Genomic DNA, 23,661 nt, shown 5'->3' with positions numbered 1-23,661 from the left:
GTGGCCGATCGGCTATCGAGACGAGTCGTCGCCCTTCGTGCTTCGCGCTCTGAAAAGCCCTTCCACGACCCAGCAGCCGACGCCGACCGCGATCAAGACGATGACGATCCACACCGGTATCGGTTGATCAGTCGCCGCGGTGCCCGCGAACAGACTGGTGCCGAGCAGCACGAAGAACAGGCCCGCTCCACCGACGAGCGCAGCTCGCACCTTGAAGCGGCCTGCACCTTCTGGTCGGGGGAGGCCGAGGGAGTCGAATTCGTGCCGCATGCCGCGGAGCATACGGCTCTCCCGTTACGGACCCGTGCCTGCCAGAACCGATAGACAAGGAGCTACGGCCAACGAAGGAGTTGTCGATGCTGGTTCAGGTTTGTGGTCTTCCCGGTGCAGGGAAGTCGACGCTGTCTGCTGCAATCGCGGAATTGACGCCCTCGCTGACGCTTCGCGTTGATGCGATCGAAGGCGCAATGTGGAAGTACCAGATCCCGCGCGAGCAGTCCGGAATCGCCGCTTACTCGATCATGCATGCCATCGCGGTACCAAATCTGCGGCGCGGACAGGTGGTCATCGCCGACGCGGTGAGTGGCGTTGAACCTGCTCGGGCTGGATGGACGTCGACAGCGGAAGCCGCGGGCGTACCGCTGCGCGTGATCGAGGTCGAGTGTCCGGACGTCGACGAACACCGTCGCCGCGTGGAACAGCGTGCGAACGACCTGCCAGAGTTCACGTTGCCGACGTGGGACGAGGTGCAGCGCACCGCCGACGGGTACGAGCCCCGCACGGACGATCGGCTCGTCATCGACAGCACCCTCCCTCTCGAAGAGACCGTCCGCCAGGCCCTTCACTACCTCGGACTCCACGCCCGCTGAGGGATCGGCGATCGAGACGACAACCCGTTCGGGCTCACAGCCCCGGCTGAAGGCTTCGCTAATCTCGTCTGATGGGGATCACCGTTCGACCAGCCACCGAAGCCGATCACGATTGGCTCTTCCAACTGCACGAGGACGCGCACAAAGAACTGGTCGAAGCCGCCTACGGCCCTTGGGACCCAGAGCAACAGGGGCACTTCTTCGCGCCGTTGGTCGGTGACCACGACGTGCACGTCATCGAGCAGGATGCGAAACCAGTCGGAGGCTTGTATCTCGGCGCCCGCGGAAACGACCTTTGGCTCGAACTCATCGAGGTGCGCTCTGAGTATCAGAACGAGGGCATCGGATCGGCCGGTCTCAGATGGGTTCTGGAAGAGGCTGCGAAGGCGCACCGCGGGACGTTGCTGCAGGTGCACAAGATGAACACATCGGCCCGCCGCTTGTACGAGCGGCTCGGCTTCGTCCGCTTTGAGGACACAGAGACTCACCACCTGCTTCGACACGCGTGATGCCGACGTCCCGCTGAGGGATCCGCGAATGGGACGCGGGCACGCTCGATCGGTTGACTGAGCACATGCTTGAAGTGAGGACGCGAGCGGCGCGCTCGACGGCCAGTTGAATGGTCGCGAAGCCCCTGAAAGAGGCGCATGGTCTGTTCGTGCGAGTTGCCACGTTGACGCAGCGCGCAAGGATGACGTCGTCCGCGGATGCCCGCGTCGAACTTGGCGTACGCGGGAACCTGTACTCCTGGGGTGAGGTCATCACCATTGACCTCACACCGACGACCGGCGGGACAAGCGTTACTGCTCGATCACGTCCAACCGTGCCGACGACGCTGTTCGACTGGGGCGAAGGTGCCCGCGACATCCGCGCGTTGCACGACGCGGTCGGCCATGCGAGCGACACCGGCGACGGTGAGACCGGAATCGCCGCGGCGGCGGTCAACGTCGGGCAGCTCTCACCGTGGCCGAAACCCATTGCCTGGTTCTCAGCTATCACTGGTGCTCTCATGCTCCTGCTCGCGCTGGTCAACCTTGTGATCAATACCGCCAGCATCGGGTCATGGTTGCCGCTGCTGATCCTCGGGCCGTTCACGCTCGTGTATGCCATCCGTAGCCTGCGAGCCGATGACGGCTGGTCTCGTATTCAATGAAGCCGCGAGGCGTCCGGCAGAGGACCGGCTACCGGGAAGGAGGAGTGCCCATACCCAGGGCCGTCGTCACGTTCCGCCGCTAAAGGATCGGCTACCGGGCGTCTGCTGCCCCGTGGTGATCGGACTCGTCGTCCCGGTTGTCTGCTCTTGGTCGTCGGAGAACCAGACCTGCGCAACCCGCGGCCAGGGAAGCGCAGACGGCTGCCGCCGGCAGGACGAGTTGCCAACCGCCCATCGTCAAGAGCAGACCGCCGACAGCGGCAGCGACGAACGCCAGCACGCCCACAACGACCGATGCACGGCGGACCGGATGCGCCACGAGTTCGTCTTCCGCGCGGTTCCTCACGATCACTCCGACCCGCGCGACGGTAGCGGCCACCACGACTCCCAACGGGATCGCGACCTGTGAGGCGACAGCCACCGATTCCCAGTCCACGGAGCTGTACCTGATCGTCCCGAGACTGAACATCCCGACGGCGAAGACCGCGCCGGCGAGGACGACCACAGCAGGGAGCGCAACTCGGCGTGGACAACTCATCGCCGACTCCTCCCGAGATGCCACCATGCCGACAGGGTAGATCGCGGCGCGCAGACGTGCCGCCACCGGACGGGAGGCGCGGTGCGGGCCCGCCCCGGGCCTCCCGTCCGGCGGTCCCGCCGCGTGCCAGCATGGGCGCATGCCCGTCGTCGAGTCCCGCTGTGTCGTCCCGGTCGACGTGGACGTCGCCTTCGCCGTCTCGCAGACGCAGGGCGAGGTCCGGAAGCGGTGGGACCCGTTCATCCGGCGGCAGCACCTCATCGGCGCGACCGTCCCCGGCAAGGGGGTGCGGACGTACACGGTGCAGCGGTTCGGCCTGGCGATGGAGAGCGAGTACGTCTCGTACAACCCGCCCTCGAACGTCGGCATGAAGATGACGAAGGGCTCGTGGTTCTTCGAGCGCATGGGCGGCGGATGGCGGTTCAGCGCCGCGGAGGGGCAGCCGGGGCGCACCCTGGCGGTCTGGCGCTACAACTTCACGTGCAAGCCGAAGTGGCTGGCCCCGCTCGCGGAGCGCATCGGCGTGCTCGTGCTGCAGCGCGACATCGACCGGCGGATCGCGGGCTTCGCGCGGGGCTGCGAGGACCCGGTGGTGCTGGCCGCCGCGGCTCCGGACCGGGGCCGCTGACGGGCGCGGCGGGGCTGCATCCTTTCGATGCAAGTCCCGCACGTGCCTCCCTCCGCCGGTCGTCCCGGCGCGGCGCAGTTCCTAGCGTCGATGTCATGACGAACACCATCGAAGCCCGGTCGCAGACCGGCACCGCTCCGCAGGACCGGCACGGGATCCGCGGCGTCATCGCGCGGCACCCGCTCGGGTCGTTCTTCACCCTCGCACTCGGGCTGAGCTGGCTCGCGTGGGTCCCTTACATCCTGTCGCCGCACGGCATGGGCGTCTGGGACATCCACTTCGCCGAGGTCCTCGGCAGCGCGCAGTTCACCGGGGTGCTGCCCGGCGCACTGCTCGGCCCGCTGGGCGGCGCGTTCATCGTGACCGCGGTCGCCGACGGTCGCCCGGGCCTCCGCCGCTGGGTCGGACGCCTGTTCCGCTGGCGGGTCGCCTGGTACTGGTACGCCCTGGCGCTCGTCGTCGTGCCGGCCCTGATCATCGTGTCGGCGCTGCCGTTCGCCGGCGGGGACGTGCACGCACCGACCGCCCTCGTGTTCGCCGCCGTGGTGCCGGGCCTGGTCATCCAGCTGTTCTCCACCGGTCTGAGCGAGGAGCCGGGCTGGCGCGACTTCGCCCTGCCCCGCCTGCAGCACCGCTTCGGTGGCCTCGGTGCCGCCGCGATCCTCGGCCCGGTGTGGGCGCTGTGGCACATGCCGCTGTACCTCAGCGACTGGGGCGGGTGGCCGAACGCGCACTGGAGCGAGCCCGTCGTGTTCGCCCTGTTCACGATCACGTTCAACGTCCTGATGGTGCAGGTCTTCAACAAGACGGGCGAGAGCCTGCCGCTCGCACTGCTGCTCCACGTCGGCGTGAACAACACGATCTCGACGTTCTTCCCCACGATGTACCCGAGCATGACCGCCGGCACGCTGATGATCGGCCTGACGATCCTGTCGACGATCACCGCCGTGGTGCTGCTCATCGCCACCCGCGGGCACCTCGGGTACGACCCGGCCCGTCGGGCGCTGCCGATCGACGCCCCGATCCCGGCGGCGAAGCCCCTCGTAGGATCGCAGCATGGCACCCGCTGAGCCGCTCGCGCAGCGCCCCCAGGCCGAGGCCGGGGGCGCTGCGCCCGCCCGGCGTCCCGCCACCGCCCGCGAGCGCCGCACCGACGTGCTCGTCGCGCTCGGCACCGCCGTGGTCGCCCTCGGTCTGCTGCTCGCCCTGCCGCCGCTCGACGCCGCCGACCCGGACACGATCGGCGAGACCGTCAGCTACCCGGCCGTCGGCAGTGCGCCGTGGACGGTCCTGACCCTCGGGCTCCTCGCCCAGGCGGCCGCCCTGCTCGCCGCCCGCCGGGCACCGCGCGCCACGCTCGTCGTCGTGGCGGGGATCCCGGTGCTCGTCGCCGTCCTCGCCCCGCAGGCGTTCGAACTCTTCGGGCTCACGCCGTTCGCCGTCGCGGTGGCCGTCGTCCTCGCCGCACTCCGCGTCCCGCTCGCACGGCTGTGGCCCGCACTCACCGCAGCGGCCGTCCTGGTCGTCGTCGCGGGAGCGGCGATCTGGGCCGTGCTCGCGGGCGGCTTCCGTGCCGACTTCACCCAAGGCCTGACGACCTCGATCGGCCAGGGCGTCCTGCAGGCGGTCGGCGCCGTCGGCCTGCCGCTGCTCGTCACCCTGGTGGTGCTGTCCCGCCGCGAGGTCCGCGTCGCCCGCACCGCCGAGGCCACCGCGGTCGACCGGGAGCAGGACGCCCTGATCGACGCAGCCGTCTCCCGCGAGCGTGCCGCCATGGCCCGGGAGCTCCACGACATCGCCGCCCACCACCTCTCCGGGATCGCCCTCATGTCCGCCGTCATCGACCGCCAGATCGACTCCGACCCCGAGCGTGCCCACGAGGGCGTCCGCCAGGTCCGGGAGCAGAGCACCGCCGTCCTCGAGGACCTCCGCCGCCTGGTCGGCCTGCTCCGCGACGACAGCCCCGCCGAACGGGCCGTCGAGACCGTCGCCGGGGTCGTCGACCTGGTCGAACGGGCCCGGTTCCGCAGCGACGTCCGGCTGGACGTCCTGGCCGCCGACCGCGCGGGTGGTGGCCGTCCGCTCGGCGACGGGGTCGGCCCGCTCGCGCAGCTCGCCGCGTACCGCACCGTCCAGGAGGCCCTCGCCAACGCCGCCCTGCACGCTCCGGGAGCGCCGTGCACCGTCACGATCGACGACCGCGCCAGCGACCACCTCCTCGTGCGCATCGAGAACGGGCCGGCCGCCGTGCCGGCGCAGGGCAGCACGCCCGCCGGTGGCAACGGACTCCGCGGCATGCGCGAGCGGGCGGAACTGGTGGGGGCGGGCCTCCAGGTCGGTCCGACGGACGACGGCGGGTGGCTGGTCGCACTGACGCTCGGCCGGGAGGCCCGGCCCGAGTCCGACACGACGGCCGCCGACCCGGAGGTGGCGCGGTGATCCGCGTGCTCGTCGCCGACGACCAGCCGCTCGTCCGGGCCGGCGTCTCGGCGCTCCTCGACGCCGAGTCGGACATCGAGGTCGTCGGGGTCGCCGCCGACGGCGGCGAAGCACTCGCGCTCGCCCGCAGCACGCGGCCCGACGTCGCGGTCCTCGACATCCGGATGCCGGTCCGGAACGGCATCGAGGTCGCCCGTGAACTCTGCCGGCCGGACGCCGACCCCGCGGTGCCCGCCCTCATGCTCACGACCTTCGACATGGACGACCTGGTGTTCGGTGCCCTCGAGGCCGGGGCCTCCGGCTTCCTGCTCAAGGACGCCGAACCGGACACGATCATCGGCGCCGTCCGTCAGGTCGCCGCAGGCAACGGCACCCTCGACCAGGCCCTGACCCGGCGTGTGCTCCGTGAGTTCACCTCGCGCCGGAGCCTGCAGCCGGTGACGGGCGACCGGGTCGACGGGGTGCTGACCGCCCGGGAGCGGGACGTGCTGCTGCTCCTGGCGCAGGGGATGTCGAACGAGGAGATCGCCGCGGAGCTCGTCGTCGAGGTCTCCACCGTCAAGTCCCACCTGGCGCGCATGCTGCCCAAGCTCGGGGTCCGGTCGCGGCTGCAGGCCGTGGTCTGGGCGTACCAGAACCGCATCGTCACGGTGCCCGAGTAGGACACGGAGCGCCGTCGGGCGCCGCGGCGGGGCTGCCTGGTGCTCCGCTGTCACTCCGCGGGTGCATGATGGGCGCGGCCGTCGCCCGCACGGCCGCGAACTGGAGCCCCCGCCGTGACCGAGACCCGCGCGTCGTCGCAGTCGTCCGAACAGCCGTCGGCTGCGCGTGACGCCCAGCCCGGAGACGCCGGTCCCGGCGACGACGCCACGCACCCCGCGACGGCCAGCCAGCAGCCCGCCGGCCGGGAGGCCCGTGGGCACCGTGGCAAGGCAGCTCTGGCCCTCGCCGCGCTCGGTGTGGTCTTCGGGGACATCGGCACGAGCGTCCTCTACTCGATGCGCACGGTGTTCTCGGTCGACGGCGGGATCGTCCGGCCGGTCCCCGAGGACGTCTACGGCGTCATCTCGCTGCTCGTCTGGTCGATCACGATCGTCGTGTCGATCAAGTACGTGCTCGTGCTCATGCGGGTCGACAACCACGGCGAGGGCGGGGTGATGGCGCTCGCCGCACTCGCCCGACGTCTGCACGCGCACCGCCCGCGCGGGACCACCGTGTTCCTGGTCATCGGGATCGTCGGGGTGTCCCTGTTCTACGGCGACTCCGTGATCACACCGGCCGTCTCCGTGCTGTCAGCAGTGGAAGGCCTGGGCACCGCGGCTCCGTCGGTCGAGCACCTCGTCGTGCCGATCGCGGCCGTCATCCTCGTCGGGCTGTTCGTCGTCCAGCGGTTCGGCACCGCGAAGGTCGGTGCCTCGTTCGGACCCGTGATGCTGCTCTGGTTCGTCGTCATCGCCGTCGCCGGCATCCCGCACATCGTCGAGCACCCCGGCGTCCTGCAGGGGCTGTCCCCGACCTGGGCGATCGCGTTCCTGTTCGCGCACCCGTTCATCACCTTCATCGCGATGGGTGCGGTCGTCCTCGCGATCACCGGGGCCGAGGCGCTGTACGCCGACATGGGCCACTTCGGACGCATGCCGATCCTCCGCGCCTGGTTCTTCGTGGTGTTCCCCGCGCTCGTCTGCAACTACCTCGGCCAGGCAGCGCTGGTGCTCGAGGACCCGACGGCCACGGAGGACCCGTTCTTCCTGCTGTTCCCGAGCTGGGCGCAGATACCCGTCGTGATCCTGGCCACCGCGGCCACCGTGATCGCGAGCCAGGCTGTCATCTCCGGCGCGTTCTCGCTCACCCGGCAGGCCGTGCAGCTCGGGCTCCTGCCGCCGCTGACCATCCGCCAGACGTCCAAGCGCGAGGGCGGCCAGGTCTACCTGCCGGCCGTCAACCTGCTGCTCTTCATCGGCGTGATGGCGATCATGCTCGCGTTCCGGTCCTCGGCGGCGCTGGCCACCGCGTACGGGGTGTCCGTCACCGGGGCGCTCGTGGTCGACACGCTCCTGCTGCTCGTCGTGGTGAAGCCGCTGTGGCGCTGGGCGACGTGGAAGCTCGTGCTCGTCGCCGTGGTGTTCGGCGGCCTCGAGCTCACCTTCCTGGCCGGCAACCTGTCCAAGGTCGTGCACGGCGGGTGGGTGCCGCTGCTCATCGCGCTCGCCGTCGTCACGCTGATGACCACCTGGCACCGCGGCCGCCAGCTCGTGCAGCAGGAGCGGCGGAAGCGCGAGGGGTCCCTCTCGGAGTTCATCGAGACGGTCAACGCCGACCACATCCCGCGGGTCCCGGGCGTCGCCGTGTTCCCGCACCCGAACAAGGAGACGACGCCGCTCGCGCTCCGGGCGAACGTCGAGCACAACGGGGTCGTGCACCAGCGGGTCGTCATCGTGTCCGTGCTCACCGCGAACGTGCCGCACGTGGCGCTGTCCGATGCGTTCAGGCGCGACGAGCTCGGCCACGACGAGGACGGCATCGACCACATCACGATCACCTTCGGGTTCTCCGACGACCAGGACCTGCCCGCGGCGATGCGTGCCGCATGTGCCGCCGGCGTGCTCGACCTGGCGCAGGAGGACATGTCGGCCGCGTCGTACTTCATCTCCCGTGGTGCGCTCCGGACCGGCTCGGGCAAGGGCGGGATGGTGTCGTGGCGGCGGAAGCTGTTCGTCGCGATGGCCCACAACGCCGCCGACCCGGCTGCACGGTTCGGGCTGCCGCTCCGGCGCACGGTGACGATGGGGAGCGACGTCGAGGTCTGACGCGCCTGCTCGCGCCGGTCAGTCGTCCAGACGCTGGGCGGCGCCGGGTACGACGAGTCGCCACGCGCCCCCGGCCTGCTCCTTCGTCAGGTACAGCCGGTAGGAACCCGGCTCGGCGAGCGGATCGCCGTCGAGGTACTCCACCGGCTCCCCGCTGCTCGTGCACTGGTCCGAGGTCGCGATGACGTCGATGCGGTCGCCGGGCGCGTGGCCCTTGCGGACGCTGGTGATGTCCGCCTCACGGACGCGGTAGCGCCCGAGCGCCTCGACAGTGCGGTCGGTCGGCCGCAGGTCGGCGTCCACGACGAGGCTCGCCTCCTGCTCCTGCTCGGCCGGGGAGAGCGGCGCCCACTCGACGCACTGCCCGACCGAGATCGCCGCGCAGCCACCCAGTCCACCGCCGAGCGCGAGCACGACGCCGATCGAAACCCCGGTCTTCCCCCGTGTCATGGCGTCAGTGTCGCCCGGGTCGGGCTCGTCGTCGCGGATCGTGACCGGATCGTGCCTGATCGCATGCGGGTGGAATACGGAATGTCGAGAAAGAGGCGCTGGGACGCCGCTCGTGTTTGATGTGTGACGTACGGATACCGCCTCGGGTACCTGACGGTGCCCGTCCTGAACTGGAGTCCCCTTGCGACCACGCATCCCCTCCCGCATCGCGGTCACGGTGGTGACCGCCGCGAGCCTCGTGCTGACCGTGGCGACACCGACCTGGGCGGTCGCGGGGCGACCGTCCGCGTCAGCGCCAGCCGCGTCCACCGCGCCGACCCCGTCCCCGACGACCGGGCCGTCTCCGGCCGCGTCCACTGCGCCGGCACCGGCCACGTCGACCGGTCCGGCCACGTCGACCGGTCCGGCCACGTCGACCGACGCCGAAGTCGGGCTCGCGATCGAGGTCGCGAAGGACGGCAACGGTCCGTTCACGCCCGATGACCAGCCGGGCGGCGACAGCGGCGCCGCGAACGGCATCGTCCGCACCCTCGACGCGATCACGTACCGCGTCACGATGAACTCCACCGGCGGAGCCAGTCCGCACGAGCGCTTCACCCTCACTGCGCCGGCCGGTACCAGTTGGGCCGCCGTGCCCTCGCGGTGCACCGGGAGCGGATCACGGATCCACGGCCAGGAGCTGGTCTGTGACCTCGACACGGTCCCCGAAGGCCGGGCGGTCGCGGTGCCGGCGGTGCTCGACGTCTCCGCGGAGCTCCGGCACGGTGACGAGATCACGGTCAGTGCGACCGGCACCGCGGACGACGCCGACAACGGGACCGTCACTGCGACCTCGCCCACCACGACCGTGTCCGCCGCAGCGCGGTACAACCTGGCGAAGGACATCCAGGCGTCCTCGCTCCGGACGGACGTCACCGGTCCCGACGGACAGCGGGGGATCCAGCTCGTCTACCCGATCGCGGTCGACTGGCAGCCGGTCGTCCCGGGCCAGGGTCTGCTCGGCTTCGAGGCGGCCGGTGGTCCGATGACCTTCACCGACGACGTCTCCCAGATCCTCGGCGACCTGCCGTCCGGCGCTCGGCTGTGGAACGGGGACGAGCCCGTATGCGGCCCCAACTCGCGCGCCCTGCTCGGGTTCGGCGGACTCCCGGCCGGGAAGGGCGGTGGTGCCCGGGCCGTCGCGGACTCGGGCACGATCAGCTGCACGCAGAGCGGCCCGGGGGAGGACGTCGACGTCACGATCACGGGGACGGTGACCGACCCCACACGGATGCCGACGGAGAACCAGTACGGCGGCCCGATCGCCGGTGGCAAGGTCGGCCTCGTCGTCGCCGGGTACATCAGCTTCTGGTTGCCCGAGCCGACGGGCGGGACGAACGTGTTGTCCCGCAACACCTTCACCCCGCTGCAGACCACGTCGGCCAGCGGCGCCCCGAACTTCCCGGGCGGGACCGAGCCGACGGCGGACAACGTGTCCGAGCGCAACCTCGTGGAGTTCGACCCGGGCAGCGGCGGGAAGCGGCTGTACCGGGTGGTCGGCGACGCCCACGAGGTCCGCCCTGGGTCCGCGCGCCAGGGCGATCCCTGGGCGACCGCGGGGGTCCGGCTCCGGAGCGAGGTCACCATGAGCAACGGCGGGCTCTCGGCGTACCAGGACGCGGTCCTCTGCGACACGTTCGACCGTGCCACCCAACGCCTCACCCGGGTGGGGAGCCCGTCACGGGCCGCGGAGGCGACTGGGTTGTCGGACGCGCACGTGCAGTACGCCGCGTACGACATGACGTCGGCCGCAGAGGGGCAGCGACGCACGTGCGACGACGAGGACGGACCGTGGTACGACGCTCCGGAGGACGTGCCGGGCGGCATCGCCGCGGTCGGTGCCGTCCGCGCCGTCGGTGACCTGGCCGGTGGGCGCCACGCGGCGCTGTACTCGTGGGTCACCGTCCTCGACGCCCCGGACGGGACCCGAGCCCTCGACTTCGGGCACCTCTCCTCGGGCACGCAGCACCCCGGGTGGATCCACGACAGCGCCGATCCGTCGCTCGGCGTCGGCGGCCTGACGGACAGCGTCGTCATCACCGAGAACCTCGCCCGGATCGCGAAGAAGACCGTCGACCCCGGACACGACGCTGCCGACACCCCGGACCGGACCACCTCCGCCGTCGCCGGGGACACGCTCGAGTACGCCCTCTACCCGACGCTGACCAACGGGAACACGAAGGGGCGTCCGGCGACGGTCACCGTCCGCGACACCCTGCCGGTGGACACCACCTACGTCCCCGGCAGCGCGTCGACCACCCCGGCGGTCGACACCGTGCAGGACGCGCAGGGGCGGCGGCACCAGCGGCTCACCTGGACGATGCACGACGTCCGACCGAACTCGTCCATCCCGCCGATCACCTACCGGGCCACGATCTCGACCGCGGCGCCCGCCGGTCCGATCGACAACGTGGCCGAGGTCGCGTCCCCCACCGATGCGTCGCCCGCCGAGTACCGCCGTGCGCAGCGCGCGGTGCAGGTCACCACCACGGGCGGGGTCGGTGTGGAGGAGCACGCCGTCGAACCGGTCGTGGTCGCCGGCGACCGGCTGGAGTGGGACCTCGTCTACACGAACACCGACCCCGACCCGTTCCACGGCTCCGACCTCATCGACGTCCTGCCGGATCGGACCGCTGCACACGACGGGTCCTTCCACGGCCGGACGGCGCTCGCCGAGCCCGTGGCGATCGACACCGGGGCCGGGGAGCAGGTGCGCTACACGGCGGCAGCACCCGGCGACGTCTCGCTCGTGGGCACGGACCCGTCGAACCAGCCCGGTGGCTCCACCACGTGGTGCTCGGAACAGGAGTTCGGCGCAGACGGGTGCCCCGCGTCACTCCGGGACGTGACGGCGATCCGGATCACCCGCACGGCCCAGGTCGCCGTCGGCGCCTCGGTCACGCACCGGTTGGCGCTCGCGACCGAGGGTGAGCAGGACGGCGACACGTACGCGAACCGGTTCGGCCTGAGCGTGGCGGGCATCCGCCTCCCCGTGCAGTCCAACCGCGCCACGATCCGGGTGGTCGCCGGGGCGATCGGCGACCGGGTCTGGTCCGACCGGGACGGTGACGGTCTCCAGGGCGCGGACGAGCCGGGCGTCGAGGCCGTCGACGTGCGACTCACGGGGACGGACGACTCCGGGGAGGCCGTGGAGCGGCGGACGACGAGCGACGGGGACGGCGGGTACCGGTTCGACGGCCTCAGACCCGGCGCCTACGTCGTCACCTTCGACGCCCCGGACGACCGCAGCTTCACGCGGCAGCACGTCGGCGACGACGATGCCGTCGACTCGGACGCAGGTGAGGACGGCTCCACCGAGACCGTCACGCTCCGCCGGGTGACCACCCCGGAGGGTGCTCTCGACGGGGTGGACCGCACCACCTCCGTCGACGCGGGTGTGCTGCCGGCGGAGGACACGGGCGGACCCGGCGACGGCGGGCCGGGCGACGGCGGCCCCGGTGACGGCGGGCCCGGTGACGGCGGGCCGGGTGACGGCGGCCCCGGTGACGGCGGGCCGAGCACACCGGGCGGCACCGGCACCGGCACCGGCACCGGCACCGGCACCGGCACCGGCACGGGCTCGCCGGGCGGCTCGGCTGGTGGGAGCGGCCGACCGGCGGAGCAATCGTCGGCATCGGTCCCGGACCGCGCAGAGACCGCGGGCACTGCGCGTCGGGGCGACCTCGCCTTCACGGGTGTGGCGGGCCTCCCGATCGCACTCGGCGCCGCACTGCTGCTGCTCGCCCTGGGCAGCGCGATCGTCCTCGGACGCCGGGGCCGCACCTGCCGCCGGTGAGGGGACGGGAGGCGCGGGGCCGACCCGCTCCGCGCCTCCCGTCCGGCATCCGGTCACCGGCGTGCGCCGGGGCCGCGCCTGCCGCCGGTGCGGGGACGGGAGGTGCGGGGCCGACCCGCCCCGCGCCTCCCGTCCGGCTTCGGTCACCCGCGAGCGCGCTCGATCTCGGCGCGGTACCCGTCGAGCTGCGCGACCAGCCCCGCGCCGTCGTCCGTCCCGCGGAGGTCCCCGATGAGACGGTCCACGCGGGTGAACACGGCCCGCTGCTCGGCGTCGGAGAGCGCACGGAACCGGTCGGCGTCCGGCAGCTGCCCCTGCCACCCGTCGTCGTCGGTCGTGGGGGCCGTGGTCTGCACGACCGTCGAGATGCCGCCCGTCCTCGTGGTCCCGTCGGTCGCACCCGATGCCTCCGGTCCCGTGACGGTCGCGGCGGCAGCGCCGGTGGCTGCGATCGCGACGACGAGGGCCAGGGTCGTCAGTGTGGCTGCGGTCTTCTTCTGCATCACGTGCTCCCGTCCGGTGGGCCGCGGTGTGCGGCATGTCCAGCCTGGGACGAGGCGGGCGTCGGCCGCATCGGCGGACCGGCTGGCCCTCCCGGCCGTCCGACTGATCGTCGCGACCGGCGACTCCGACCTTCGGAGGAGGCGCGACGTCGACTCCGGCGGCTAGCCTCTCGCCATGCGTCCTCTGCCGATCCCGCCGTGGGTGCGGTCCGCGCTCGCGGGGGTGGTGTTCCTCGGAGCCGCCCTGATCGCGATGGAGGGGCTGCACCGAGCCGGGTGGTACCCGACCCGGCTCGACGACTACCGCCTGACCGCGTTGCTCGTCGCCGTGTGCTTCGTGGTGGGGCAGCGACTGCCGTACCCGCTGCTCGTGGTGGTCGGGGTCGTCGTCGCATGGCCCTCGTGGACCTTCGACGTCCTGCAGGTCCGGCTCATCCCGCTCGTCATAGCGGTCTACCTGGCATGTGCTGCCGGCCGCCGGGTGCTCGCGGTGCTGTCCGTCGCAGCCGTCCCGACCGTGCTCGCGATGTTCCTGCCGCTCGTCTCCGTCCCCGTGCACGACTGGCTCACCGCGCTCCGCGGCTGGCAGGTCTGGTCGAGCAACGCCGACTGGTCGACGATCGTCCTGATGGGGATCCTGCTCGTCGCCTGCGCGTTCCTCGGCCGCGCGACCGCACGACGACGGCGCTCCGAACTCGTCCTGCAGCGCCGCAACGAGGAGCTCGTGCGCCTGCGGGAGGCCGACCAGGCCCGCATCGCCTCGGAGGAACGAACCGCCGTCGCCCGCGAGGTGCACGACGTCGTCGCGCACCACATGGCCGCCATCGTCGTCCGGTCCCAGGCCCTCGTGCGTGTCGGGGTCGCCGACCAGACCGAGTTCGCCGAGTACGCCTCGTGGGTCGCGGGCACGGGGCAGCAGGCGCTGTCCGAGATGCGGAAGGTGGTGCGGGTCCTCCGTGCCGGTGGGGACGGGGGCACGACCGACGCTCCGGTGTCGCTGCGGGCCGCGGTCGAGGACGCCGTCGAACGGGTCCGGGCGACCGGCGTCGAGGTCGAGGTCGACCTCCGCGTGGGGGCGCGGCTCGGCGTCATGCAGGACTTCGCCGTGCTCCGGGTCTGCCAGGAGGCACTGACGAACACGCTCGTGCACTCCGACGGCTCCTCCGTGCGGGTGACGCTCGCCGTCTCGGAGGACCGCATCCACCTCGAGGTCCTCGACGACGGCGGGACCGAGGGCGGCCCACGGGTGCCGGCGCTCGCCGCCGGCGGGGCGGGGATCCGCGGCATGCGCGAACGCGCCGCGTCGATCGGCGGGGTGCTCGACGCCGGTCCGGTCGACGGCGGCGGCTGGCGGGTCGTCCTGGAGGCCCCGCGCGAGGTCCCCGGATCGGCCGCAGCTCCGACCGGGGGCGCGCACACGACCGGGCCGTCGCTGGCACCGGCGCCGGTCCGGACACAGGCAGCGACCGCCGGGGCCGGGGACGGGCCCCGTGCCGCTGCCGCTCCCGTCGACCGCCGGGTGGTGGCGCCGTGATCCGCGTGGTGATCGTCGACGACCAGGCGGTCGTGCGGACCGGACTCGGCATGATGGTCGACGCCGAGGCGGACCTGACCGTGGTCGGCCAGGCACCGAACGGCGCCGAGGCGGTCACCGTCTGCGCCGAACTCCGCCCCGACGTCGTGCTCATGGACGTGCGGATGCCGGTGCTCGACGGCATCGCGGCCACCCGCACGATCGTGTCCGAGGGCACCGCAGGCGCGGTCGTCATCCTCACCACGTTCGACGACGAGGAGTACCTGCTCGACGCCGTCCGTGCCGGGGCGCTCGGGTTCCTGCTCAAGGACGCCGGCCCCGACCTCATCGCCGCCGGGGTCCGGGCCGCCCACACCGGGGACACCCTCATCGCACCCTCGATGACCCGCACGCTGCTCGAGAACCGTCTGGTCGCCGCGCCCGTCGCAGGAGGCCCGGCAGCACCGACCCCGCCGGCCGAACACGCCTCGGCCCTCGCCGCGCTGAGCGCCCGGGAACGGGAGGTCCTCGGCGCCCTGGTCCGCGGTGCGAGCAACGCGCAGATCGCGAAGGACCTCTGGATCAGCGAGGCCACCGTGAAGACCCACATCAGCAGCGTCCTCGCCAAGGTCGGCGCGACGAGCCGCGTGCAGGCCGTCGTGTTCGCCTACGAGAGCGGCTTCGTCCGGCCCGACTGGTCCGCGTAGTCGCGCGCGCCGGGGCCGCCCGCCCGGCACGGTTCGCCGCCCGCCCGGGACGGTTCGCGCTGAGCGACAGTGCTCGCGGACGCGGCTACGAGCGGTGTCGCTGAGCGCGAGCGGTCGGCCGCCGCGGTCGGTCGCGTGGCGGTCCGGCCGGGAGGCACGTGGCGGGGCCGCGCCGGCCCTCCCGTCCGGCACGGTTCGCGCTGGGCGACAGTGCTCGCGTGCACGGCCGCGAACGGTGTCGCTGAGCGCGAAGCGAGCAGCAGCAGCCGCCGCGGTCAGGCGGAGCGCGTCAGCGGCGCCGCCGCCACCTCGGTCGGCGAGGACACGACGGCCTCGCGGCGGATGGCGATGACGGTCACGTCGTCGTCGTGCGGCACCCGGCCCGCGCGTTCGGTCAGGGCCGCGACGATCGCCGCGGGCTCACGGTCCTGACCGGCCAGCTCGGCGACCGAGTCGACGGCGTCGTCACGTCCGCCGAACAGGTCGAGGACGCCGTCGCTGAAGGAGATGAGCAGGTCGCCCGGCTCGAGGATGCCGGTGGTGGTCGCCCACTCGTCGCGGAGGCCCATCCCGAGCGGCAGGTCGACCGAGCGCAGGCGCTCCACGCCTCCGTCGACGCGGAGGATGAAGCTCAGGCCGTGTCCGGCGTCCGCCCACTGCAGGCTGCCGTCGTCGTCGATGCGGGCGTGGAACAGCGTGGTGAAGGTGACGTCGGTGCCGGAACCCTCGGCGGCGAGACCGTCGGAGGCGCGACGGAGTGCCTCGGAGGTGTCGTCGACCGTGCGGGCGCTGCGGATGGTGGCGCGGACGGCGGCGGCGATCAAACCGGCCCCGACGCCCTTGCCCATGACGTCACCCAAGCTGACGGCGATGCCGTCCCGGGTGCGGTACCAGTCGTAGAAGTCGCCGCCGACGCTCTTCGCGGGCAGGCAGGCCCCGGCGACGGTGACCGCCTGGCCCATGTGGTCGCTCGACGTCGGCAGGAGGGACCGCTGGACGGCGGCGGCGCGGCTGATCTCGGCGCGGACCCTGCCCTCGCGGGCCTGGGCGGTGAGGACGGACCGGCGGGCGCGGGAGGACAGCTCGTGCACGATGACGGCGACGGTGCCGAACACGATGACGGTGATCGCGAGCCGGACCAGTTCGCTGGGACGCGGCACGTCGCCGGGCAGGAGCACGAACGGGGCGAGGATGACGAACGTCACGCCGAGGACCGAGTACACGATCGTGCGTCGACCTTCGAGGGACGCCCACCACACCACGGGCAGGACCACGAGGGACGTGAAGACCGACGCCCCGGCACCCGTGCCGGTCCGGAACAGGGCGATGGACACGAAGTCGACGGCGAGCAGGATCGGGACGAGCGGCGCCACCTTCGGCAGGTACACGGCGACCGCGGCGAGCAGTGTCGCGATCGCGGTCGCGACCAGGCTCGCGAGGAAGAGCTCCACGTGGGTGACCGAGAGCGACGGCAGCGCCACGGTGCACAGCGCGCCGAGGGCCAGCAGGCCGCTGATCGGAGCCTGCCGGACGAGGGGGTTGTCGATGACGCTGGTGGGGCGAGACATGCTCAGGGCAGGCTACTGGTTCGGGCTGGGCCGCGCCGGTGTGGCGTCCCGAAGAGGGGCCAGGACGACGACGACGGCGGGGCACCCGTTCCCGGGTACCCCGCCGTCGTCCGACCTCGGGCTCAGCGTCGCGCGCTCAGCCCGTCCGGCTCACTCCGCGCGGCGGCGCCGCATCCGCTGCGTGAGGAGCAGCCCGCCCGCGGCGAGGAGCACCACGGCGAGGATGCCGATCGGCACGACGTCCGCACCGGTCCAGGCGAGGGCACCGTCGCGGTCCGCACCGGAGCCTCCCGGCTGGTCGCCGACGGGCTGCGCACCGGAACCACCAGCACCGGAGCCGTCAGCACCGGAACCACCGGCACCGGGGCCACCGGTCCCCGGGCCGCCGGCACCAGGACCGTCACCCGGAGCGGGCGTCGGCGACGGCGACGCCGTCGGGGGAGCGGCCACCACGGTGAACGCGGCCCGGGCGAGGACCACCCCGCCCACCGAGGCGGTCACCGCGACGCGGCCGGCCGCTGCCGTCGCCGGCACGGCCAGCTCGGCCGTGAAGGACCCGTCGGCGGCCGTGCGGACGGTGACGTCGTCGCCCAGGTCGGGCGTCGTCGCCAGCGTGACCGTCGCGTCCGCCGGGAACCCGGTGCCGGTGACGGTCTGCGTGTCACCGGCGGTGACGCGCTGGTCCTCGACCTGGAGGCTCGGCACAGCGGCCGCGAGCGTCGAGTACCGCACGACGGTCCGGTCCGTCACCGAGCGCTCGGCGACCGGCACCGTGAGGGTGCGGCTGTCGGCGTCGTACGTCCACTCGGACGCGGCGACGGGGGCTCCGTCGATCGTGACCGACTGCGGACGCTCGGCGTTCGTGAACGTCGCCGTCCAGGAGCGGTCCTGCACCTGACCGTCGAACGAGCCGTCGGCGGGGGAGATGTCGAGCGTGCCGCCGGTCGCCTGCTGCGTGAACCGCATCGCGGTCGAGGCCGAGTTCCCGGCCGCACGGGCCGAGGTGTCGGCTGCGGCGGTGGGCTGGCCCTCGCCGGAGTCCTCGTGCAGGGCGAACGAGCCGTCCGCGCCGGTCGCGACCGTCACCGTGACCGCGTCGAGCGGTGCGGCGTCGTTCGCGACGTGGTGCGAGCGGGTGGGCACGATGCCGCCGCTGCGGACGAACACCGGCATGGTGGTCAGGTCCGTCGTGACGTCGGCGGTGGTGCCGCCCTCGTAGGTCTTGCCGGTGAACCAGTCGGTCCAGGTGTCGCCGGCCGGGAACCACACCGAGGTGGTCGCGGTCGAGCCACCCGAGGTGACCGGTGCGACGAGGACGTCCTTGCCGTACAGGTACTCCTTGCCGGCCTGCGCGTAGGACTCCTGCGCCTCCGGGTACTGCAGGTAGAGCGGCTGCAGCATCGGGGTGCCGGTGCGCGAGGCGTCGGCGGCGAGGGTGTACGTCAGGGGGAGCAGGTCCTCGCGGAGGTTGAGGAACTGCTTCGCCGACGCGTTCGCCTCGGCCGGGTACTGCCACGGCAGCCGGTCGCTGTGGTTGCTGTGCAGGCGGTCGATCGGCTGGAAGGCACCGAACTGCACCCAGCGGGCGTAGAGGTCCGGCGGGAGCTGCGTCGTGCCGGGCTCGGCACCCTCGATGCCGTACTGGCCACCGTTGTGTCCGCCGATGTCGTGGCTGATCGCCGACAGGCCGGTCGCTGCCGACTCACCGGGCGTGTAGCCGACCTGCGCGGCGAGCTCCTGCCACGTGGACGTGGTGTCCCCAGTGAAGTGGAGCGTCGTGCGCTTGTCCGCCCACGGTCCGGTCGGGACGGCCTGCGGGTTGCCGTAGCCGCCCGCGGTCAGCGACCCGTACGCGCGGGAGAACGCGAGACCGCGGCCCTTGAGCTGCTCGTCGGTGTACTCCGCGTACTGCTGGTTGATGAACGCGTCCGGCGTGACGCCGTTCGCCGAGTACTTCGAGTTCTCGCTGCAGCACCAGTCGAGCCACCACATGTCGACGCCCTCGGGCTGCAGGGTGTCGTGGAGCTCGAAGTAGGCCTTGAGCTGGTCGGGGTCGGACCAGTCGAACAGGTAGCGGTCGCCGTCGCCCTTGGTGAGCTTGCCCTTCGCGGTGGCCTGCGCCTTCGCGAACTCCGGGTCGTTGCCCGAGATCGACGGGTGGATGTTGAGCGTGTTGTGGATGCCCTGCTCGTGCCAGTCGGCGAGCAGCGCGGTCATGTCCGGGATGCGGGCCGGGTCGACCGACCAGCCGTTCCACTTGCTGTCGCCCTGGTTCGTGGTGCTGCCCAGCTTGTAGTCCGTGTCGATCGCCATGACGTCGACGGGCACACCCTCGTCCTTGAAGCGCTTCGCGATGGCGAGGTAGTCCTCCTGCGAGCGGTCGTAGTACTCGGAGTACCAGACGCCGTAGGCCCAGCGCGGCAGGAGCTTCGACGGCCCGGTCAGGGTCGCGAGGTCCTTCAGCGCCGTCGTGTACTCGGTGCCGTACCCGAACACGTAGCCGTCCTGGTAGCCCTCGCCGCCGTGGTCACCGCGGGGCGTGGTCTGCTCGGTGGCGGTGTCGTACAGCGCCGAGGCGGTGTCGTCGAGGAGCGACCAGCCGTCCTGGTAGAGCAGGCCGGGGTTGGTCTTCACGGAGCCGTTCGCCGTGTCGAGGTCGCGTCGGTACCCGCCGAGCGGGGCGTGCGCGGCGAGCAGCGGCGAGGACTGGTCGACGACCGCGATGGTGTCGATGTTCACGTTGCAGTTGTTGTCCACGGTCGGGCAGCCGAGCGTGACGTCGTTCGCGCCCGCTGCCAGGTGCACCGGGATCGTGACGGTGTTCCAGTAGTCCCAACCGCTCGTGGGTGCGAGGGCACCGGTGGTGGCCTCCTGGCCGCCCGGGGCGACGGTGAGCTCCGGGGAGTTCGCCGTGCCGTTCGCGTACCGGACCTGCAGGGCGTAGTCGCCCGCCGTCGGGACACCCGTCACGTGCGTGGTCAGCGCCGAGTCCGCGCCGCCCCAGAGTCCGGACGCGAAGCCGTCGCCGGAGAACCCGTTGTGGTCGGCGGCGACCTGTGCGTTGCCCGCCTTGCCGGCGTCCTCGGCTTCACAGACCGCACCGAAGGCGCAGTCCTGACCGGCGGTCGCGGGGGTCGGCGTCGGGTAGGCCGCGCCGGAGGGCACGACTGCCAGGCTGTCGACGTTCACGCGGCCGGAGTCGGACGCGCTGCGCTCGATCCGGATGGTGTGCTTGCCGGCGGTCAGGTCGAGGGCCGCCGTGGTCTGCTTCCACTCGTCCCAGCTCTCGCCGGCCGGCAGGCGCAGCGTGACCGGCGTCCCACCGTCGACGACGATGCTCAGCGTGCGGGTCTCGAGCTGGCCGTCGCCACCGCGGTTGTTCGCGTAGCGCATGGCCAGGTCGTAGGAGCCGGCCTGCTGCACCGTCGTGGCGAACGTCATCGAGTTGCCGACGTTCTCGAACCCGGCGGCGAAGCCCGACCCGGTGTAGCCCGTGTGGTCCTTGGCGGAGGCCAGGCCCTGCAACTGCAGCGCCTCGCCCTCGCAGAGCGTCCCGATCGTGCAGACCGGGGTCTCGGCGGTCACCCACGGGGAGCCGGTGACGGCCTGACCCGTGGACGTCGTCAGGTCGACCTGGAGGTTGTCCTGGGTGAAGTCCCCGGACCCCTCGCGGTACTTGACGGTCATCTTCCCGGTGCTCAGCGTCAGCCACCCATCCGCACGCGTCTGCGTGAACGGCGTCGCGGTGAAGTCGTCGCGGCCGATGACGTTGAAGGTGCCCTGGTCGATGAACTGCGCGTCACCGGCGTACTCGGTGCGGATCAGGGTGGGGGAGAGGACCTGGAAGCGGGCGTCTCCCGACACCACGGTGCGGGCGTCCGGCGCGGCGGCTGCCGGCAGGGCGGAGATGCCGAGTCCGCCGAGCGCGAGTGCGCCGACCAGGGCTCCGGCGAGGGACGACCCGAGGACGCGTCGGCGCCTCCGAGTCGAGGTGAGAGTGGGACGCAAAGGTGTGCTCCTCGTGGACGGCGTCGTCCGGTCGTTCGTCGGCGTGGCCGACAGCGATCTGCTGAAGTCGTCGCGCGAGCACCCCCGTCAGCCCGCGTTACAACGTGGGAAAGAGTAGGGCTCACAGGCGGTTCAGGGAAGTCCGACAGGAGATCGGAGGGTCCGCGGTCGCGCTCGGCGGACCGGACGGGAGGCAGGATCGCCGGATCAGGACGTGGTCGCCCTGGCAGTCGCGACAGCCAGCGGGCGCCGAGCGGCGAGGCCGGCGCGGCTACCAGGAGGGTCGGCCGCGCCAGGTCCGGTGGCAGGAGTCAGCGCGGCCAGGTCGCGACGACCGCCACCGCGTTGAAGAGGACGTGCGCCAGGACCGCGCCGCCGAGCCGGTTCGTCATCGCGACGAGCGTGCCGGTGAGGGACCCGAGCGCGAAGGTCGTCAGGAACACCCGGAAGCCGTCGAGCTGGGTCGTCCCGGCGCCGAGCAGGACGTGCAGCACCGCGAACAGGAACGCGGTCAGCAGCACGGCCATGAAGCGTGTGCGCGGTGTCAGCTCCTCGGCCATCCGGCGCTGGAACAGTCCGCGGAAGAAGACCTCCTCGAGGAAGGGGCTGACCAGCACGAGGCCGATCGCCGACACCACGAGCAGCGTGATGTCCGGCGTCCCGAGCGTGGGGACCGGTTCCAGGCCGGTCCTGCCGCCGAACGCGAGCCCGAGGAACGCGTCGAACACCCGGACCAGGATGACGATGCCGATCGCGAAGATCGCGTCCCCGATCTCGAGCCGCAGGATCCGGCCACGACCCGGGTTCGGTGACCGACGCAGCACCCAGACGATCCCCGCCACCAGGGGCAGCCAGACGGCGAGGTCGGCCGCGATCACCTGCAGGACCGGCGACGGGATGCTCCCGCTGCGGCTCACGCCGCCGACGACGCGCGCCAGGATGACCGCCACCCCGAGGGCGACGAGCAGGATGACCAGGTCGCGCTGGCGGCTCGTGTCGGGCTCGGCGTGCTTGACGTCGGACTCGGTGCTCATGGGGTCACCGTAGAGGACGCTGCGACCGGATCGCCCGACACAGCCGAGCGTTGCTCGATCATGTGGCACTATTTGAATGCCGTAGGCCGGGACGTCCCCGGTGCGCCTGTGTTGGGACCACAGGAGCGCGGCAGGATCGTCGGGGAAGGCGGGCCGCGTGGAACTACGCGACTACATCACGGTGTTGCGCAAGGGATGGGTCCTCATCCTGGTGTTGGCACTGGTCGGAGTGGCCGCGGCGGCGGGCTTCTCGCTGTTGAAGAAGCCCGTGTACTCCGCTTCCGCGCAGGTGTTCGTGTCGACGGAGACGTCGGGCAGCGCGAGTGACCTGGCCCAGGGCAACACCTTCACGCAGCAGCGTGTCCTGACGTACTCGAACTTGGTATCGACGCCGATCGTGCTCCTGCCGGTCATCTCGAAGCTCCAGCTCGACATGAACGCCGACCAGCTCGCGACGATGGTCTCCGCGACCGCGCCGACCGACACGACTCTCATCTCGATAGCCGTGAATGACATCGACCCCGTGCGTGCAGCCGACATCGCGAACGCTGCCTCGCAGAGCCTCACCAACGTTGTCGAGGACATCGAGGCGACCGACGCCGAGGGCACGAGCACAGTCAAGCTCACCCGCGTCAAGCAGGCCGACGTGCCGAGCACCCCGGTCAGTCCGAACGTCCCGGTCAACGTGGCCCTCGGCCTGCTGGTCGGACTCGCGCTCGGTGTCGCCATCGCCGTCCTGCGCGAGACGCTCGACAACCGCGTCCGCACGGAGCAGGACGTCGAGAAGATCAGCGACAAGCCGGTGGTCGGCGGCATCGCGTTCGACAGCAAGGCGTCGGAGCGTCCGCTCATCGTGCAGGTCGACCCGCGCAGCCCCCGTGCCGAGTCCTTCCGCACGCTCCGCACGAACCTGCAGTTCCTGGACCTGGGCACCGGCTCGCGCACCTTCGTGATGACGTCCTCCGTGCAGTCCGAGGGCAAGAGCACCACGGTCGCGAACCTCGCGATTGCCCTCGACAGCGCCGGGTTCCGCGTCATCCTCATCGACGCCGACCTCCGCCGTCCGCGCGTCGCCGAGTACATGGACGTCGACACGAACGCCGGCCTGACCGACGTGCTCATCGGCCGCGCCGAGCTCGAGGACGTTGCACAGCCGTGGGGCCGCGGCAAGCTCGTCGTCCTGCCGGCCGGTCAGATCCCGCCGAACCCGTCGGAGCTCCTCGGGTCCCGGGCCATGCAGGAACTGATCGAACGCCTGGAGAAGGAGTTCGACTACGTCCTGTTCGACGCCCCGCCGCTCCTGCCCGTCACGGACGCCGCGATCCTGTCGAAGAAGGCCTCGGGCGCGATCGTCGCCGTCGCCTCGGGTAAGACCCACAAGGGCCAGTTCGCCGCGGCTGTGTCGGCGCTCGAGAACGTCGGCGCACCGATCGCCGGGTTCGTCATCACGATGATGCCGGTCCGCGGTCCGGGCGCCTACGGCTACGGCCGGTACGGCTACGGGTACGGCTACGGCCTGGAAGCGGACGAGAACACACCGAAGGTCAAGCCGCCCAAGCGCGGCGGGAAGAAGCTCGGCGCACTGAGCCGCGCTGAGCGCTGAAACGGG

19 protein-coding genes are annotated in these 23,661 nt (G+C 71.9%); 12 read left to right on the top strand and 7 right to left on the bottom strand.

What is annotated here, in order from left to right:
• Window positions 1-12 precede the first annotated feature (12 nt).
• On the bottom strand, window positions 13-270 hold the full coding sequence (locus tag DEJ32_RS10025) for a hypothetical protein (protein WP_146234127.1): 258 nt from the start codon (window positions 268-270) through the stop codon (window positions 13-15).
• Between the two features lie 86 nt (window positions 271-356).
• Between DEJ32_RS10025 and DEJ32_RS10020 the strand changes: the two genes are divergently transcribed.
• The 3 genes from DEJ32_RS10020 to DEJ32_RS16010 all read left to right on the top strand — a co-directional run bounded on the left by DEJ32_RS10020 (window position 357) and on the right by DEJ32_RS16010 (window position 2,022).
• Window positions 357-869 (top strand): ATP-binding protein, encoded by a 513-nt coding sequence (locus tag DEJ32_RS10020; protein WP_110901162.1) that lies wholly within the window; start codon window positions 357-359, stop codon window positions 867-869.
• 71 nt (window positions 870-940) lie between these two features.
• The gene (locus tag DEJ32_RS10015; protein WP_110901161.1) at window positions 941-1,378 is read left to right on the top strand and encodes a GNAT family N-acetyltransferase; all 438 of its coding nucleotides are present in this window, start codon (window positions 941-943) and stop codon (window positions 1,376-1,378) included.
• Between the two features lie 110 nt (window positions 1,379-1,488).
• Window positions 1,489-2,022, top strand: a complete 534-nt coding sequence (locus DEJ32_RS16010) for a hypothetical protein (protein WP_146234126.1) — start codon at window positions 1,489-1,491, stop codon at window positions 2,020-2,022.
• Between the two features lie 91 nt (window positions 2,023-2,113).
• Here the strand turns inward: DEJ32_RS16010 and DEJ32_RS10005 are convergent, their stop codons facing one another.
• Window positions 2,114-2,527, bottom strand: a complete 414-nt coding sequence (locus DEJ32_RS10005) for a hypothetical protein (protein ID WP_110901159.1) — start codon at window positions 2,525-2,527, stop codon at window positions 2,114-2,116.
• Between the two features lie 172 nt (window positions 2,528-2,699).
• On the opposite strand from DEJ32_RS10005, the gene DEJ32_RS10000 reads away from it, so the two are divergent.
• The 5 genes from DEJ32_RS10000 to DEJ32_RS09980 all read left to right on the top strand — a co-directional run bounded on the left by DEJ32_RS10000 (window position 2,700) and on the right by DEJ32_RS09980 (window position 8,434).
• On the top strand, window positions 2,700-3,188 hold the full coding sequence (locus tag DEJ32_RS10000) for an SRPBCC family protein (protein ID WP_110901158.1): 489 nt from the start codon (window positions 2,700-2,702) through the stop codon (window positions 3,186-3,188).
• Window positions 3,189-3,283: 95 nt separating this feature from the next.
• Window positions 3,284-4,258 (top strand): CPBP family intramembrane glutamic endopeptidase, encoded by a 975-nt coding sequence (locus DEJ32_RS09995; RefSeq protein WP_110901157.1) that lies wholly within the window; start codon window positions 3,284-3,286, stop codon window positions 4,256-4,258.
• Complete coding sequence (locus tag DEJ32_RS09990) at window positions 4,245-5,627, top strand: sensor histidine kinase (RefSeq protein ID WP_110901156.1); 1,383 nt, start codon at window positions 4,245-4,247, stop codon at window positions 5,625-5,627. Before DEJ32_RS09995 ends, DEJ32_RS09990 begins: the two co-directional genes overlap by 14 nt.
• The gene (locus DEJ32_RS09985; RefSeq protein WP_110901155.1) at window positions 5,624-6,289 is read left to right on the top strand and encodes a response regulator transcription factor; all 666 of its coding nucleotides are present in this window, start codon (window positions 5,624-5,626) and stop codon (window positions 6,287-6,289) included. Before DEJ32_RS09990 ends, DEJ32_RS09985 begins: the two co-directional genes overlap by 4 nt.
• Window positions 6,290-6,403: 114 nt before the next feature.
• The gene (locus tag DEJ32_RS09980) at window positions 6,404-8,434 is read left to right on the top strand and encodes a potassium transporter Kup (RefSeq protein ID WP_110901154.1); all 2,031 of its coding nucleotides are present in this window, start codon (window positions 6,404-6,406) and stop codon (window positions 8,432-8,434) included.
• Between the two features lie 18 nt (window positions 8,435-8,452).
• On the opposite strand, the gene DEJ32_RS09975 is transcribed toward DEJ32_RS09980, so the two are convergent.
• Entirely contained in the window at window positions 8,453-8,884 is a 432-nt protein-coding gene (locus tag DEJ32_RS09975) for a hypothetical protein (protein WP_110823457.1), read from the bottom strand.
• Window positions 8,885-9,065: 181 nt separating this feature from the next.
• Between DEJ32_RS09975 and DEJ32_RS16255 the strand changes: the two genes are divergently transcribed.
• The gene (locus DEJ32_RS16255; RefSeq protein WP_181420642.1) at window positions 9,066-12,719 is read left to right on the top strand and encodes an SdrD B-like domain-containing protein; all 3,654 of its coding nucleotides are present in this window, start codon (window positions 9,066-9,068) and stop codon (window positions 12,717-12,719) included.
• A gap of 143 nt (window positions 12,720-12,862) precedes the next feature.
• On the opposite strand, the gene DEJ32_RS09955 is transcribed toward DEJ32_RS16255, so the two are convergent.
• The gene (locus tag DEJ32_RS09955; protein ID WP_110901153.1) at window positions 12,863-13,222 is read right to left on the bottom strand and encodes a hypothetical protein; all 360 of its coding nucleotides are present in this window, start codon (window positions 13,220-13,222) and stop codon (window positions 12,863-12,865) included.
• Between the two features lie 175 nt (window positions 13,223-13,397).
• Here DEJ32_RS09955 and DEJ32_RS09950 point away from each other — a divergent pair, with 175 nt between their 5' ends.
• Together DEJ32_RS09950 and DEJ32_RS09945 are read left to right on the top strand one after the other, a co-directional pair.
• On the top strand, window positions 13,398-14,756 hold the full coding sequence (locus tag DEJ32_RS09950; RefSeq protein WP_110901152.1) for a sensor histidine kinase: 1,359 nt from the start codon (window positions 13,398-13,400) through the stop codon (window positions 14,754-14,756).
• Entirely contained in the window at window positions 14,753-15,442 is a 690-nt protein-coding gene (locus tag DEJ32_RS09945; RefSeq protein ID WP_110901151.1) for a response regulator transcription factor, read from the top strand. The genes DEJ32_RS09950 and DEJ32_RS09945 overlap by 4 nt, the downstream gene beginning before the upstream one ends.
• A gap of 275 nt (window positions 15,443-15,717) precedes the next feature.
• On the opposite strand, the gene DEJ32_RS09940 is transcribed toward DEJ32_RS09945, so the two are convergent.
• The 3 genes from DEJ32_RS09940 to DEJ32_RS09930 all read right to left on the bottom strand — a co-directional run bounded on the left by DEJ32_RS09940 (window position 15,718) and on the right by DEJ32_RS09930 (window position 22,052).
• Window positions 15,718-17,010, bottom strand: a complete 1,293-nt coding sequence (locus tag DEJ32_RS09940; RefSeq protein WP_110890770.1) for a PP2C family protein-serine/threonine phosphatase — start codon at window positions 17,008-17,010, stop codon at window positions 15,718-15,720.
• A 150-nt stretch (window positions 17,011-17,160) separates the two neighbouring features.
• Window positions 17,161-21,018 carry a TIM-barrel domain-containing protein gene (locus tag DEJ32_RS09935; RefSeq protein ID WP_220033009.1) on the bottom strand — a complete coding sequence of 1,286 codons (3,858 nt, stop codon included), beginning with the start codon at window positions 21,016-21,018 and terminating at the stop codon, window positions 17,161-17,163.
• Window positions 21,019-21,329: 311 nt separating this feature from the next.
• Entirely contained in the window at window positions 21,330-22,052 is a 723-nt protein-coding gene (locus tag DEJ32_RS09930; RefSeq protein ID WP_110901150.1) for a CPBP family intramembrane glutamic endopeptidase, read from the bottom strand.
• A gap of 157 nt (window positions 22,053-22,209) precedes the next feature.
• On the opposite strand from DEJ32_RS09930, the gene DEJ32_RS09925 reads away from it, so the two are divergent.
• On the top strand, window positions 22,210-23,655 hold the full coding sequence (locus DEJ32_RS09925; RefSeq protein ID WP_110901149.1) for a polysaccharide biosynthesis tyrosine autokinase: 1,446 nt from the start codon (window positions 22,210-22,212) through the stop codon (window positions 23,653-23,655).
• Window positions 23,656-23,661 lie beyond the last annotated feature (6 nt).

Source organism: Curtobacterium sp. MCPF17_046 (assembly GCF_003224295.1).
GTDB lineage: Bacteria > Actinomycetota > Actinomycetes > Actinomycetales > Microbacteriaceae > Curtobacterium.
The sequence above is the reverse complement of the archived record's forward strand: the minus strand, read 5'-3'. Positions and strand labels throughout refer to the sequence as shown.

Coding starts and splice junctions, on each gene's coding strand:
- DEJ32_RS09990 (WP_110901156.1), top strand. CDS start 4,245: ATGGCACCCGCTGAGCCGCTCGCGCAGCGCCCCCAGGCCGAGGCCGGG.
- DEJ32_RS09940 (WP_110890770.1), bottom strand. CDS start 17,010: ATGTCTCGCCCCACCAGCGTCATCGACAACCCCCTCGTCCGGCAGGCT.
- DEJ32_RS09995 (WP_110901157.1), top strand. CDS start 3,284: ATGACGAACACCATCGAAGCCCGGTCGCAGACCGGCACCGCTCCGCAG.
- DEJ32_RS10025 (WP_146234127.1), bottom strand. CDS start 270: ATGCGGCACGAATTCGACTCCCTCGGCCTCCCCCGACCAGAAGGTGCA.
- DEJ32_RS09955 (WP_110901153.1), bottom strand. CDS start 13,222: ATGCAGAAGAAGACCGCAGCCACACTGACGACCCTGGCCCTCGTCGTC.
- DEJ32_RS16010 (WP_146234126.1), top strand. CDS start 1,489: ATGGTCGCGAAGCCCCTGAAAGAGGCGCATGGTCTGTTCGTGCGAGTT.
- DEJ32_RS10015 (WP_110901161.1), top strand. CDS start 941: ATGGGGATCACCGTTCGACCAGCCACCGAAGCCGATCACGATTGGCTC.
- DEJ32_RS10000 (WP_110901158.1), top strand. CDS start 2,700: ATGCCCGTCGTCGAGTCCCGCTGTGTCGTCCCGGTCGACGTGGACGTC.
- DEJ32_RS09950 (WP_110901152.1), top strand. CDS start 13,398: ATGCGTCCTCTGCCGATCCCGCCGTGGGTGCGGTCCGCGCTCGCGGGG.
- DEJ32_RS09975 (WP_110823457.1), bottom strand. CDS start 8,884: ATGACACGGGGGAAGACCGGGGTTTCGATCGGCGTCGTGCTCGCGCTC.
- DEJ32_RS09930 (WP_110901150.1), bottom strand. CDS start 22,052: ATGAGCACCGAGTCCGACGTCAAGCACGCCGAGCCCGACACGAGCCGC.
- DEJ32_RS10020 (WP_110901162.1), top strand. CDS start 357: ATGCTGGTTCAGGTTTGTGGTCTTCCCGGTGCAGGGAAGTCGACGCTG.